Source organism: Frigidibacter albus (assembly GCF_009908165.1).
GTDB lineage: Bacteria > Pseudomonadota > Alphaproteobacteria > Rhodobacterales > Rhodobacteraceae > Frigidibacter > Frigidibacter albus.
Genome location: NZ_JAAAUC010000008.1, coordinates 219,901 through 233,698 on the forward strand (window position 1 = coordinate 219,901; position 13,798 = coordinate 233,698).

Consider the following 13,798-nt stretch of genomic DNA (forward strand, 5'->3'; position numbering starts at 1 on the left):
GCCGGGCGATGTCATCCCAGAGGAAGGCGATCCGCCCGGCAGGTTTTCAAGGCCCACCTAAGCGCCTAACTTGTGTTTGTCTGGTTTCGGCCAGGCGCCCGCTCCTCCTTCGCCGCGGCCACCGTCCCATCGTCGCACGTCACCTGCGCCAGCCATGCCTCCAGATCCGGGCCCGCAAGTTCGCGGTGCTGCACCAGCTCCCGCGCCATGCCTTCCAGCAGCAGCCTTCGGGCAGCGAGGATATGCCTTGCGCGACCCTGCGCGGCCTCCATGCTTGTCCGCACCTTGTGCCGGATGTGCGGATCGCGCAGGGCGACCTCGGCAGAGGTGTCGCTCCACACCGGACCATGCCAGCCGAGGCCCATTTGGGTGTGCATGGACAGCGCAAGCGTGCTGGCGACGGCGAGGTCGGACTCTCGGCCGCCCCCAGATCCGGCAGAAGGATCGCCGAGAACCAGCACCTCGGCCGCGCGACCGGCCAGCAGGATCGTCAGTTCCCGGTCGAAGTCCTGGACGGTTCCTGCCGCCGGGAGACGCGTGCGCATGGTCTCCCCTCCCGCCGCGCTGAGCGCAACGCGCGTGACGTCGTTCCGGCCAAGGGCGGTGGCAACCAGCGCGTGGCCGCATTCATGGATAGCCACCCGCCAGTGCAGATCCGGATCATGGCCCCGCTGCAGCACCTGCGCGAGATCATCGAGGGAGAAGACGCGCCGCTGGCTCCGGCAGACGGACCGGAGGTTCCGGATGTTCGCGTCCAGCTCCGCCATGCTTTGGCCGACCGCCCGGCGCGCGAGCTCGGCGAGCTGCGCCTCGGGGAACTCGCCCCCAAGGTGGCGGCGCAGCACGAGCATCAGGCCACTGGCATCCGGCATCGGAACTTCGACGTGCAGATCGAACCGCCCCGGCCGGATGACGGCAGGATCGATAACAGCCGCATTGTTGCAGGCGCCGACCGTCACGACGCCCTGGACCTGCGCGATCCCGTCGAGCTCGAGCAAGAATGCATTGATCACTTGGCGCCTGTAGCTCGCGTTGTGTCGCTCGCCACCCTCGCGCGACCCGACTGAGTCGATCTCGTCGATGAACAGAACGCAGGGCGCCTTCCGCTGCGCCTCCTCGAAAGTTTCGCGCATGCCGGCGAGCATCTCCCCGAGGTGCCCGCGGGATTGCCAAGCGCCGAAGTGACCGGTCACGAGCGGAACGTCGGCCTCGACCGCGAGCGACTTCGCCAGCCAGCTCTTGCCCGTTCCCGGCGGCCCATAGAGGAGCAGCGACCGAGTGACGTCCTGCCAGGCGAGACCATTCCTGGACCAGTCGACCAGGTCCGCGGCGATGCGTCTCGCTGCGTCGGCAGCCGGGCCGCTGCCGTTGATGCCGTGCTGCCCGACATGCGCCGTGTTGCGGCGCGCCAGAGCAGCAAGCCGGAGTGCAACCTCCCGTGCCGAAGCCTCCCGCAGGCCCGCCCCCAGTTCGACGCCGGACAGCATCGCAAGCGCCCGATCGCTCGGCAACGCCGACCGGGCCGCACCCTCGTCGATCTTGCCCGTCGCGCTGTGCGATCGCCGAAGGGTTGCGAGCAGGATGTCACGGTCCACGGTCCGGACATCGACCGGCTCCGGAAGCACGGCGCGCAAGGTCTCCGGAAGCCGGAGCGCCGCCGGAACCAGGATCAGGACCGGCCTATCGGTGGCGAGGCTCTGCGCGATCCACTCCGTAACCTGCGAGGTGGTGCTCCGGGACAGCTGGCCGTCGCTTGTGTCAGGACACAAGAACACCAGCTGATCCACGCCGTGTTCGAGAATGTCGGGTCGCCGCACGATGAGCTGTCCTTCGGGAAGCAGGGCGCGGCGGATCACGAGGGAGGCGTTGGCGACATCGCGGACCTCCGGAACCCGAAGAAGGGCCACAGCCCCTGCCCTCGTCATTTCGGCAAAGCGTTCAGCACTCCGGAACGTCGCCGCAAGTCGCGCAGCCATCAGGAGCCATGCGACCGGGACCGGGACTGCGGGGCGGTCTTCGCCGGTGATCAAGGTGGCATCCGGATCGCCATCGCGGCTCCGGATGTCCTGAGCGAGGTCCGGAGGCAAATGCGACAGCTGCGGATGGGCGGCGAGCACGTCGAGCGGCCCGCGCACCACATCGGGGAAGGCTTCCGCCAGCGCAGAAGCGGCCTCCGGATCCGGCATCTTCAGGGCGACGGCGAGCCGCAGCCGCCGGGTGATCGCGCCAAGATAGGCGTCCCACTCCGGACGCGAGGGCTGCGAGGGAACAAGAGAGTTCTGGTTCATGGCACACTCCGAGAAGTATCCCGGCTCGCGCCGGGATTTGTCTTTTGAAAGGAAGCAGGAGAGGTGGGGATCAGACTTCGGACGCAGCCGCCAAGGCGTGCAGACGGGTCAGGATCTCTCCCTCGAGCCGTTCGGCGTAAACTTCGGAGACGACGTTGATCCACGGACCAAGCTCGGTCCGGGGGATGACCGCTTCCGGAAACTCCAGCTTCAGGGCCTTGTGCAGCGCCTTCTCGTTCCGGATCGCGACCTGTCCGGAGGCCTGCGGAATCTGGTGGATGATGTCGCAGGTAACGCCCTCCGCGAGTTCCAGCTGATACTTGCTCCGGGAGGTCGGATTGCGGGCATAGCCTGGTTTGACCCACCGCCGACCATCCGGAAGCGAGATCCGGAACAGGTAGATATGGCTCGGGGCAGCGCACCATCCGGGGTGGCAGCGGCCGCAGCCATGGCGCGCCGTGCGCATGTTTCCGGTCGAGATTTCCTGCTCGTGGCCGCAGCTCACATGCCGGTAGCTCCGGTAATTCGGGCGACGGCTCGGAGCCGATCCGAGCAGCTCCCAGCCCTGCCGTTGCGCCACCGACGCATCCCGGCTCCGGTTGCAGATGTTGCAGCGGATGCCGGTTTCGCCGCGGGCAACACGCTGGACCAGCGCGACCTGACGGGTAGCCTCATGGCCGCATTTCAGCCGATAACGGCTGTAGTGGCGCCGCTCCGGATCGCGGCCCAGCCAGGCGATGCCGGCGTCCCGGGCGTCCTTCGCCCACCGGCGTTCGAGGCACTCCTGACAGATCGGGTTGGCGCTCATCAGGGTGAAGATGCGCTGCACGTTCAGCGCGCCACAGGTCTTGCATTCGAGGGACAGGTGATAGCGGTCGCGCACCCGGGCCTTGATGGCGAACCCCTTCGTGCGGGCGGCTTCGCGCCACTGCGGCTGGATGCGGCCGCGAACCGCCTTCACGGACTTGCGGACATTGTTCGGGCGGCGGGGCATGCGGATGGCAGGCTGAGTCATGGCTCGGCTCCTGATGTTGGGTATCGTGGTGGATCCCGCGGAGGCAGGTGCCCGCGGGTCTCTTGGATGTTCGCTGTCGAGGGTCGGCCCGCGATGCAGGCAGGGCCTTGGGTCTTCAGGCGCTCCAGGAGGCCGGATCGTCGAGTTCGGGATCGTTCAGGATCATCGACATTGCCGCGATCTGGTCGAGCCGCCCGATGGCGGTGCCGATCATCTCGTTGGCGCGGCACGCCATGGGGCTAGTCCCAGTCGCCATGAAGGTCAGCGGCTCGGCATCGAGCATGGCCTGGACGCTGACAAAATCGTCATGGCTCTCGGAGGCAAGGGCATGGCGAATGAGCATTGCCGTCTGCCGCAGCGGCTGGTCGGAAGGCTGCAGCGCCTCGGTCTGAAACACCGCCAGTGCGTCGCGGGAGGTGCGCTCCCATGCGAGTTCGGCTTCCCGCAGCCAGTGGTCATAGGCGGTGTCGCCAGACCGTAGGCCCCCGACGTCACGTTCGGCTTCGACAGCGAAGCCGAACGTTCCGAGGAACGCCTTGAAGGCGTGGATCACGGGGGTATTGCAGGATTCGTGTTCAGGCACGCCAAGCGGCGTGCTAGGGGTAGTATCAGCCATGTTGTCTCTCCTTGCGAGATGGCGTGGACAGAGGCGGGTAAGGAGGTGAGAGTCCTTGCCCGTCTCGCTATAATGTATTACATGCATTCTCGAAGTCAACAATTATCTTCGAGGAGATTCGCAATGGCACGACCAGGCCGTCCCGCCGTGGACACGGAAGGCGTCACCGTGCGCTTCGACCGCGCAACCTTGCAGGCGATAGACGAGATCCGACGGCAGTCTGACGACCTGCCCTCGCGCCCCGAGGTGGTCCGCAGAGCAGTGGCGGATTGGCTTGAGCGGCGGGGCACCTCATCGGACGATTGACCGACCGCTCAGCCGTGGACGGATCAGCCTGATCCGCCCGCCGGCTTCAACTGGCCGGTTAAGTGGACAAGCCAACTGTCTTCAGGTCAGCCGCCGAGTTCCGGTATGTCACTGCCAACCTTGGGGTAGTTGCCGGCCTTGACCCTTGGCCATACCTCCGGCCGCTTGGCGACCTCGGAGATTTGCCGCCCTGGGGCAACCTGCTCGAAGATGCTGTTGACCTCAACGGCCCAGGAGTAGAGCAGGCGCTGGAATTCGGGGGAGAGCCGCTGGCGCTGCCAGATCAGCTCGAAGTCGAGTTGGTCCCCAAGCCGTTCAGACACGATCGAAATGACGTAGGTCGCGATATTGGCATAGCCTTGCCGGAACACCGCCTTCGCGTCCTTGGCCTTGATCAGACTTTCAAGCGTCTTGAATACGATGACCTTGGCGATCATGGCGCGATACCACTTGGCGTCGAGGGGATCGGGAACGAGAGAAGGGTTCTCGTCCAGCGCGGCCATGAACGCCGCGAAGTTCTTCTCGCCAGCTAGCGCAACCTGGGCCGGTTTGCATCGCCATGCCTCATGATACTTGGCGATGTCGTTCTTCGAAAGCTTGCGTTTGGTCGGGATAGCCTCCGCGATCTTCTTCTTCTGCGCCGGAGTGGTGCCTTCTCGCAGCATCATGACCTGATATGCACCGGACGCCCGTTCATAGAACCAGCGGCCCACCCCATCCGGGCACCACGTCTCGTTCGCCAGTTTCTCCAGCTGCACATGGAAGGCGCGGTTGGCCGAGAGGTCGGATGTCTTGACCGCGTTCTGGCTGTTTGCGAACCGCGAGATGTTCGCGATCAGCTTCTCGCGGCTCGCCTCTTCGGCGCCCTTGAGGATGATGATCTTGGCGGGCACCATGACGTTGCCGAGGTCCAGCGCCTTGTTGTCGCGAGCGGCAAAGTAGATGGAAGAGGTCGTCTGCCCGCCGTTCACGATCTGGAGGCCCTTCAAGAACGAAATGCCGATGCTGCCGTCCGCGCAGCGCCCGAACGAGGCTTCATCGCACACGAGGACGAGGCCGTTGTTGAACGCCATGAAATGCTCCGGCTCGCGGGCAAGCGTCTCGGAAATGCCCTTGTTCACCTTGCCTCGGCCGCCAAGAAACGTGCGGACGTTCGCCTCCAGCAGACGGCTGCCATAGCGCTCATAGAGGCGACGTATGACCTGACCCGGAACGGCCGCGAGAGCATATTCGTAGTCGGCGTCCGGATCAGGCACATGAACACAGGCCAGAGGTTGCCCGAGTGTCTGCTCGAAGCTGATGGCAACCTCTTCGCGCGGCTTGCCTGCCGTGTGGCGGTAGAGGCGCTCGATATCCATCGCTTCGATCGCCACGATGCGGCCATGCACTTCCTTGGTGGAGAAGTGCTTCAGCTTGGTTTTCCCGTCGGTGATCAGGAACACTCGCAGCTGGTCCAGGTCCGCCCAGTTCGCGGTGATCAGGGATATCAGCCCGTGGATCTCGTGTGACGGATCGACCTTGTCGATCAGCTTTCCGCCTGCCGCGTGAAACAGGAACGCGATGCCCTGCTTCGCAGTATCCGCTGCGGCGGAGTCGGCGATCGGCGTGATTTCCTCGGTCCCGAAGTAGTGCGTCACGAACAGGTCCAGTCTCGTCTCATCCGAGGACAACGCATACCCGGTGATCCGCAGGCGGCTTTGCCCTACCTTGCCGTTCCAGTGACAGATCGTCGCCGGCTCGCAGATGCCGGCGTTTGCGACGTGCTCCATGACCAGTTCTGCAAAGACCAACTCTTCCGACGGAAAGGGGCCCTCATTCGCCTGAACGCGCTCTGAAATTGCAGTCTGGACCAGCGACCGGAAGCCGCGATGGAATTCTTCAAGGCTCATGCTTTACCAATCCGAGTGAGGAGAATGCTTGCTCGACGGGGATGGCGAGCTGCTCCAGCGCATCCACATCCAAGGTATAGACGGCCTTTCGCACCTGCGCCGGGACAGTTGCACGGCGCAGGCAGGGGAAATCATCCTCGACAGGGAAGAAACGCGCGTCGGACAGCTTCAGCTTGACGCGGTAGTGCTCGACATGGTCCTCGTCATAGCCGGAGAGCAGGAGCATGGCCTCGAAGAGGCGGAGCTGGCCCGCCGCCGGAAGGGTCTCGCGCAGGCGCTCCACCATTTCGACCAAGTTCATCCCGTCGGGAGCTTCCTCGAAACGGACTGCAGCAAGAAACATCAGGCAACCGTCACTGTCCAGCTGCTCGATGCTGTTGATGCGCGCCAGGAACGAGTTGCCAACAATCGAACTCTTCACCTCGACAGCCCCGGAACCGATCAGAAAATCCTGCGCCGAGTGCAGGGGGCCCTGCCAGCAGTCGACTGCCGTGGTGGAAGCCCCGTGCTGGATGAGCTGCGAAAGCAGCCAGAGTTCACCCATCAGCCCGACCTGGGCCTGGAGCGAGAGCGGTCGCCGCTTGCGCGCCATGAACGTCTGCCAGTCCGATACCCGTCCGATGAACGCCTCGGCGAGGTCTCGCGGGCTATGGGTCCGGGCCGTGTCGAGGGTGCGGAGCACGTCCGCTGCCATGACGGTGAAGATGTCCAGCGAGCCCTCGGGCCGCCTTACAAGCGCGATTGCCGTTCGATCGCTGAACAGTCCGCCATCGCGGATCGTGAGGACATCGAAGCCCTTTCCGTCGGGAAGCCCGCCCGGCATCGACATTGCCGCGCGAGGAAAGCTCACGATCAGCGCTTCCCGCCGCCCGGGAAACTGGCATCCCGCCTCGACGGCAACGGGGCCGACGTCGGTCAGATGAACAAACCGCCAGTTGGCCGAGTCGTCCTGTGTCGCCAGAACACGCCAGGACCGCAGCAGGCCCTCTTCAGTCCACCCAGTCATTCATCGCCCCCCACATCACGCTGTTGCCCATGTAGTCGGCGTTGCTGACCCTCCGCTCGGACGGGCTGCCGGGGAAGCTGATCGCCCAGGCGAGGATTGGTTTTCCCACCTCCAACTCCTTGATCTTGCAGTGCGCAGGATCAAGCAGGTAGAGCATCAGAAGACCGCGTTCACGTCTTGACTCCACACCGTCCTCCGGCGCTCCAAAACCAAGAACCCGGCGCACTGCCCCACCGCGCGGCTCATCCGGAGGTGTCGCGTCCTGGTCCCGATCCTTGTCGCCTCGCCAAGTCTTCTGCGTCAGCGAGAGCGCGGCGCGCCACTCTGCTTCGGTCAAATCGATCGCCTGATCCCGCGGGGAGATCAGTGTCTTGATGGAATACCTGTCCATTGGCTCCGATTGCACCGCGCCGCGTTTCATCTGGTTGACCTCGAGGCCGGCGATGGAAGCCATGTCCTCCCCGCCACCGATCAGGGCTACGGTCCAGTCGGTAAGCTCGCCGTCCTTGTTCATCTCGTCGATGAAGTCGGCAAGCAAAGGGCTGACGACCCTGAAGCTGGCAGGGTGGGTCCGGTAAGCCCGCAGGAAACTGGTCACGTTCGGGGCAGGAACGTCGCGCCAGAAATGCCCCTTCCAGTTGGCACCGCTTGCAGGGAGGAACCTCTGCTCATCGGGTCTCAGCGCCGACCCCAGGGATGAAAGCAAATGCTCCCCTGCATCGAAGTTCGCCTCGACATCCTGCTTTCTGGGCAGGAAGACGATCGTCTGCAGCAGGTCGCCCGAGAACGTCAGATGCATCGGCCTTGCGTTCCGCATCTTCGACCGCGACGTGACGGTCAACACCGAGTGCGACCGCACCCGCAGGCCGAACTGCTTGGGCGTTGCGCCCGCGGCGACCATGTTGTCGAACTCCTGGCGGAGCTCTTCGGCAGCGTCGGCGATGTGGCCGAACCATTCGATCATTTCACTGGTGGTATAGAGCCGGCAGCAGTCGAGATACCCGTCACGATAGCCGAACCAGCGCCCCATCTGCATCAGCGTGTCATACATGCGCGCGGTGCGCAGGAAGTAGCTGGTGCACAGCCCCTCCAGTGTCAGGCCGCGCGCGAGTTTGTCGCCGCCCACGGCGATGACCTTCAGGCCGGTTGCCTCGTTCTCGGCATAGTCGAGCGCGTCCTTGGCCGAGCCATTGATCTCTCGGACCTTGATGTCGCTGATGACGTCCGCAAGCACCTCTCGGACTTCTTCCCATGTGAAGTCCGCGGAATGGGGCTCGTCAGGGGTCAGGCCGTCGCGAATGCGCATCATGCCCGGCAGGAAGCGCTGCAGGTAGTCTTCCCGCATCAATGCTTCAGTATCTGCCAGGTCGATGCCCCTCGCAAACCTCCCCCGCAGTGTGCGCAGGTGTTCGCCGACCTGTGTCACCACCTCGGACTGCACTGACGTGAACCGCGACACGTGAATCAGCATCGAGGAGTGCCTGGTTCCCTGGCCACGAAGCTTGCGAACGGCGCAAGCAAGGATAAAGGAGCGGATTGCCTCGGCCATGCTGTCCGGGATCTGCGCCTCTCCCCGCCAAGTCGGCCGAAAGCCATTCTTGTGCTTCTGGGGGATCCACGGCCCGTATTCCTCTTCCTTCAGCTGGCGCACCAAAGGCAGGTTGTCGGGCGTGGAGGATGTCGAACCGAACACCCTCCCCGGCCCGATATAGTTCGATGGCGCCGCAAGGCTGGTGATGAAGGAGGACGGGAAGAGGTCCGGCCCATGCTCCTCCGTCTGGCCCTTGTCGTGGATGAAGATGTTCGCGAAAGGCGTTGCCGTGTATCCGACATAGGCCTTGCGGCTGAAGTGGTGCAGGATCGACCTGATCAGCTGGTTGAGCACGGTCGGGTTGTGCTCGGTGTCGGGGTTGCCGAACTCGTCCACCACGTTCTCGCCGGTGTCGACCGAACCGTGATCTGCTTCGTCGTCGATGATCAGCAGCGGCAGGTTCGTCACCAGCTTCCGTCCCGTCACAGGGTCGGTGTGGTTGGCAACGCGGTTGCGGATCCAGAAGAGCAGCCGCTCGAGGACCGTCTTGTTCTTCTTGACGACAAAGAGCCAGGGACGCTGCTCGGGGCTCACCCCCAGTCGCGCCGCCATCTGCTTGTTGAAGTCGCCATTCTCGCTGCGGTTCGTGGCATAGTTGGGCCTGGTCGAATGGTCCGTATCAATGAGGCCCACGCCGATCGCCGGCAGGTGGTCCGTGTTGGCGAGCGTGGCGAAACCCAGAAATCCCTCGTCCAGACGGATCTGGGTCTGGGAGCGCAGATTGTTGTGGAGGCCCGCGAGGACGATGATGATCTTGTAGCCCGAATCCGCGGCCTTGCAGATCAGGCCGGTGTAGTTGGCGGTCTTGCCGGACTGGACATGCCCGACCACCAGGCCGCGACGATCCCATGACCCTTGCCGATCCGGATCTTCCAGCTGTGACAGAACCTCATCTGTCGCTCCATCAAGCGCCTCCAGCGCCTTCCACGGGATCTTCGTGTCCATGTATTCGTGGTAGCGGCGCCAATAGTGCCAATCTTTCTTCCGGTCAGCATTCAGCCAGTCGATGTGATCTCCGGTGTCCTTGAGCGTCGCATTGGTGCCGACACGCTGGCTGGCGCGGCGGATCAGTTCGTCTACCAGCGCTTCCCGATCGATCACGGCGAACTGGGCCGGCATGATCGTGGCCAGCATGTCCAGCTGCTGCTCGATCATCGCCGGCGTGATAGCCGTGCCCGCCTCCCCCGCGTTAACAAGCAGCAACTTCTGCGCCATGCTCAGCACGGCGTCGAAGGCCTTCTGGTCGATCATTGTCATTTACTGGGGATGTCCTTCAGGGTCAGGTCGGCCACGAGCGCCGGGTAGCGCTCGAACGGATGGGTTCGGAGGAGACGTTCCCTTGCCTCTTCCTCGGTCAGGCCGCTGTGGATCACGAGAGCACGGAACAGGGCCGAGAGAGGTTGGCGCACGTCATCCTCCTTGGCCGCCGTGAAGCCGGTGGATGGCGTATCGCGGTCCTCGGCGGTATCAAGCCAGATGCGCTGAACCGGCACGCTTTCCTCGACGAGGCGAAGCAGCGCGAGCATGTCGGGTTTGAGCGGACCTGCTCGATCAAGGAGAGAAGCCACCAGATCATGCTCGCGCGAGATGCGGTAGGATGTCCCTTTCCTCGTCTTCACGGCGTCCCAGAGGTCCGGCATGCCGCCCGCCTTGCCGCCCGCCGAAGGCAGGAGGCGGCCCCGGTGAGCAAAGACGGTTCTCGCACGGTCTCGCGTGTCTGATGCAATCCGCTGCAGCTGCGAGCGCAACCTGAGCGGCGGGCTGGCCGTCGATTTCAGGATGTTGATCTTCCACTCCGCGTCGGCAGAGTTCGGAATGTCGAGGCGAATTCGGGCCAGCCGATGCGCCTCGTCGCGCGTCCAGAGCCGGCCGCGCTCGCCAAGCCCGAGCCATCCGCCGGCCACAAGAAGCCGGCGGTTGCGGTAGATGTAGAAACCTTGCTGCGAAGTCCAGCCTGCTGGCCCTGCCGCACGTTCCAGTTCCAGAGCGGAGAGCATGTCGCGGTGCGGAAGCACATGGGCCTGAACGTTCAGGCCAGTTGCGTTCAGCAGACGCATCTCGGTCGATTCCATCGCCTTCCCGGGATGACCGAGCATGAACGGGTCCCAAGGCTGCACCTTCCGCCCGTTGATGCGCAGGACCAGTAGCGACCCCGATCCGTCGAACAGACGGTGGAAGGTCATTGCCAGGTGACGCTCGACCGCATCCGCCAGATCGATCATGTCCTGAGCCACGAAGCCCTGAGTCACGACGCGGTCCATGCATTCCCAGACAACGATGGTGCCGTGCGACATGGCCTCCACAGGGAAGACGACGCCTTCCGAGCCAGGATGCGGGCCTTCAAACAGCGGCCATCCGCCCGCGATGCCCTCTGCCAGCCGATCAAGATCCCAGCGAAGACAGACCGTTCCCTGGTCGGCGCGGCGGCTGGCGACTGTCAGACGGCGCGCCTGCGAGAAGCTGGCCGTCTTCAGTCCCATGCCGAAGCGCCCGAGGTCGGTGGCATGCCGTCCGGCCCGCGGATCCTTGGCCCCCAGCCGCATCGCAGTCTCCAGCTCTGCGTCGTTCATGCCGGTGCCATTGTCGACTACCCGGATCCAGCTGTTCGGGCCGTCCCAGTGAAACTGGACGTCAACTTCGGTGGCATCTGCTCCGATCGAGTTGTCGATGATGTCCGCAAGTGCCGTGGCGGTCGTATATCCTAGCCCCCTGAGGGACTCGAGCATGGCTTCTGGATGGGGCGGCGCGTTCCTGACTGTCATTGGCTGCTCAGAGGGCTCTGCTCAGGTAGCGCATGCGACCCGGATGCATCAGCCGCTGGAGCGCCTTGGCCTCGATCTGCCTGATGCGTTCGCGGGTGACACCGTAGATCTGGCCCACCTCTTCCAAGGTCATCTCGTCGTCAAAGCCGATCCCAAAGCGCCGGCAGATGACGTCGGCCTGACGCTCGTCGAGCTGATACAGCTCCTCGTGGATGAGGGTAGCAATATCGTCCTGCAGGACGCTCTCGGGGATGCCATGCACGTCTTCCGGAACAGCCGTCTCTTCAAGCACGTCGAGTTCCACCGGGAACGCCGGGATGCGAGCGATCTGCGTCACGATTTCGGGCCGCTGACGAAGCTCTGCCGCGACCTCCTCCGGGACAGGTGGTCGTTGAAGACGCCTCTCCAGTATCTCGGCGACCTTGCTGCATTCCGCTTCCATGCTCTGACGGTGCACCGGCACCCGCACCAGCCGGCCCTCATCTGCGCGCCAACGAACGACCGACTGCCTTAGCCAGAAGGAAGCATACGCCGCAAAATTGATGCTCACCTCAGGTTTGAAACGAAGGACGCCGCGCTGGAGGCCAAGGAAGGCGACTTGGAAGACATCCTCCTGATCATCATCTTCACCGGCATTCTGCGCCGCATAGCGGCGGCAAAGAGGGAGCGCGGCGACTGCGACCGCCTGTGCGGTCGCCTCAAGGGCGTCGAGGTTCCGCTGGAGATCTGCGGCAAGCGTCACCAGTTCGGGCGCCTCTGCCATGGCCTCCGCAACATCACGCAGGAACTCCTGCCGCAGTTCCAGCGCTTCCGCGGCGTCGGCCGCACGCCGCACCGCGCGCCTTGATCCTGCAGCGACGTCGTCCCGCAGGTGTCTGAGCACGTCAACGGCTTCGACGAATTCCGAGCCTTCGTCGGAAAGGTGGGCTGGATTGAACTCGCGAGCCGTCATGGCACCCGCCTCCACTTCGCCTTCCAGAACCCGGTCGGCCATGTAGAGGATGATGCCGATTGCCGTCGGGCTCTCGGCAAGCCCCAGGAGCATCTTGCGCCGGGCATCGGCCATGGTTTCGATCAGACGCAGCATCGGTTTTTGCCTGACGACCTGACCAGCTGCTCCCGGCAAGACGGCAGCCCTGCTGCAAGTGGCCACGAGTGCCTCGACAAGTTCTTCCGCGGTGACAGTGGTGGCTGCATCCCAACCCAACGCTTCGGCAGCGTCGATGAGGGGGAACCCGCCAGCTTCGAGCTCTCTCTGGATGTTCAGCCGGAGGTCGATTGCGTCGAAGCGACCATGGCATTGGCCAAGGATCTCATCCAGATCATCGTCGCTGAAATGCCCAGCGCTGACAATGCGGTCAGCAACTGGCAAGCAGCCGACTTCATCGATCCGGAAGTGCCGCCACGCAGAGGGCGGTGCACTCTTGCGCGGAGCCCGATAACTGAAGACGTCACTGGTCTCATCCTCCGTTGCCTCCGGCGACACTGCGTCGTCGAGGCCGTCTCCACTGATGTCGCTCCGCGTCGCGCTCGGAGCCCAGTCAACGGCACCGTCTTCGTCACCGGTCCGCAGACGAATATCGTCCGAGACGCGCAAGAAACTGCCTTGTGCGGCGACGCGGCCCGAGAGACTGTGAAACTCTTCGGCGTCAACCTCGCCTTCGAAGTCGAGCCCATCCAGTTCGTCCAGGTTCATGTCCGGGGGGATTGAAACGACCGGCGCCGCCCGCTCGGCTTCCACGACAATCTGTATCCCGGACGCCGGGGTCTCGACGATATCGCTACCCACAGCTGCCTGGAGAAGGGACGCCATCAAGGGATGACCGTTCGCGGCCGCGGCTTGTGCTGGGGTCAGGCCAGCGCCGTTGATCGCGTGCAGATCGGCGCCCGCCCGAACGAGAAGGTCGGCAACCTGCATCTTGCCGCGCATGGCAACGATGTGCAGCGGAGTATCGCCCTTCGCATCGCGCGCGTGCAGGCGCCTGGCATCAATGATCTGCTGGGCGACTTGGGTGTTGTCGCCGACCAGCCCCATCAGCTCTCGCAGGTCTAGGGGCGCGCGCGCTGCGACGTCCCCCGCCGCCTCCAGCCTGCCTTCCAACGCAGCAGCAAGTTCGAAATGACCAGCCGAACGCGCATGGTCCGACGCAGATCTGCCTTGGTGATCGGGCTGGTGAGGCTGAAAACCCGCATTTAGCGTAAGCGTCCGGTCCGACCGCTCTGCCGCGGGGTGAGAGAGGCGGATAGTGTCCACCATCGATAGTGGACACTATGGTGATGGCGTGGCGCGTCGGACGAAGCGTCTTTGGACGGATGAGGAGAAGC

The 13,798-nt window shown here is 64.1% G+C and carries 9 protein-coding genes; 1 reads left to right on the forward strand and 8 read right to left on the reverse strand.

Annotated elements, in window-relative coordinates; all coding sequences use genetic code 11:
* Nucleotides 1-65 precede the first annotated feature (65 nt).
* The 3 genes from GVY41_RS13940 to GVY41_RS13950 all read right to left on the reverse strand — a co-directional run bounded on the left by GVY41_RS13940 (nucleotide 66) and on the right by GVY41_RS13950 (nucleotide 3,919).
* A complete protein-coding gene (locus GVY41_RS13940; protein WP_161348669.1) occupies nucleotides 66-2,288 on the reverse strand; it encodes an AAA family ATPase in 2,223 nt (740 codons plus the stop codon).
* 70 nt (nucleotides 2,289-2,358) lie between these two features.
* Nucleotides 2,359-3,303 carry a GIY-YIG nuclease family protein gene (locus tag GVY41_RS13945; RefSeq protein WP_161348670.1) on the reverse strand — a complete coding sequence of 315 codons (945 nt, stop codon included), beginning with the start codon at nucleotides 3,301-3,303 and terminating at the stop codon, nucleotides 2,359-2,361.
* Nucleotides 3,304-3,418: 115 nt separating this feature from the next.
* On the reverse strand, nucleotides 3,419-3,919 hold the full coding sequence (locus GVY41_RS13950; RefSeq protein ID WP_161348671.1) for a hypothetical protein: 501 nt from the start codon (nucleotides 3,917-3,919) through the stop codon (nucleotides 3,419-3,421).
* Nucleotides 3,920-4,042: 123 nt separating this feature from the next.
* On the opposite strand from GVY41_RS13950, the gene GVY41_RS13955 reads away from it, so the two are divergent.
* Nucleotides 4,043-4,225, forward strand: coding sequence for a ribbon-helix-helix protein, CopG family (locus GVY41_RS13955; protein ID WP_161348672.1), 183 nt, complete (start codon nucleotides 4,043-4,045; stop codon nucleotides 4,223-4,225).
* Between the two features lie 86 nt (nucleotides 4,226-4,311).
* Here GVY41_RS13955 and GVY41_RS13960 read toward each other — a convergent pair whose 3' ends face one another.
* Genes GVY41_RS13960 through GVY41_RS13980 form a run of 5 tightly spaced genes read right to left on the reverse strand, consistent with a single transcriptional unit; the run spans nucleotide 4,312 to nucleotide 13,730 of the window.
* Nucleotides 4,312-6,114 (reverse strand): AIPR family protein, encoded by a 1,803-nt coding sequence (locus GVY41_RS13960; protein WP_161348673.1) that lies wholly within the window; start codon nucleotides 6,112-6,114, stop codon nucleotides 4,312-4,314.
* On the reverse strand, nucleotides 6,104-7,120 hold the full coding sequence (locus GVY41_RS13965; RefSeq protein ID WP_161348674.1) for a PD-(D/E)XK motif protein: 1,017 nt from the start codon (nucleotides 7,118-7,120) through the stop codon (nucleotides 6,104-6,106). Before GVY41_RS13965 ends, GVY41_RS13960 begins: the two co-directional genes overlap by 11 nt.
* Nucleotides 7,104-9,968 carry a Z1 domain-containing protein gene (locus GVY41_RS13970; RefSeq protein WP_161348675.1) on the reverse strand — a complete coding sequence of 955 codons (2,865 nt, stop codon included), beginning with the start codon at nucleotides 9,966-9,968 and terminating at the stop codon, nucleotides 7,104-7,106. The genes GVY41_RS13965 and GVY41_RS13970 overlap by 17 nt, the downstream gene beginning before the upstream one ends.
* Nucleotides 9,965-11,473, reverse strand: a complete 1,509-nt coding sequence (locus GVY41_RS13975; RefSeq protein WP_161348676.1) for an ATP-binding protein — start codon at nucleotides 11,471-11,473, stop codon at nucleotides 9,965-9,967. The genes GVY41_RS13970 and GVY41_RS13975 overlap by 4 nt, the downstream gene beginning before the upstream one ends.
* Nucleotides 11,474-11,480: 7 nt before the next feature.
* On the reverse strand, nucleotides 11,481-13,730 hold the full coding sequence (locus GVY41_RS13980) for a sigma-70 family RNA polymerase sigma factor (protein ID WP_161348677.1): 2,250 nt from the start codon (nucleotides 13,728-13,730) through the stop codon (nucleotides 11,481-11,483).
* Between the last annotated feature and the right edge of the window lie 68 nt (nucleotides 13,731-13,798).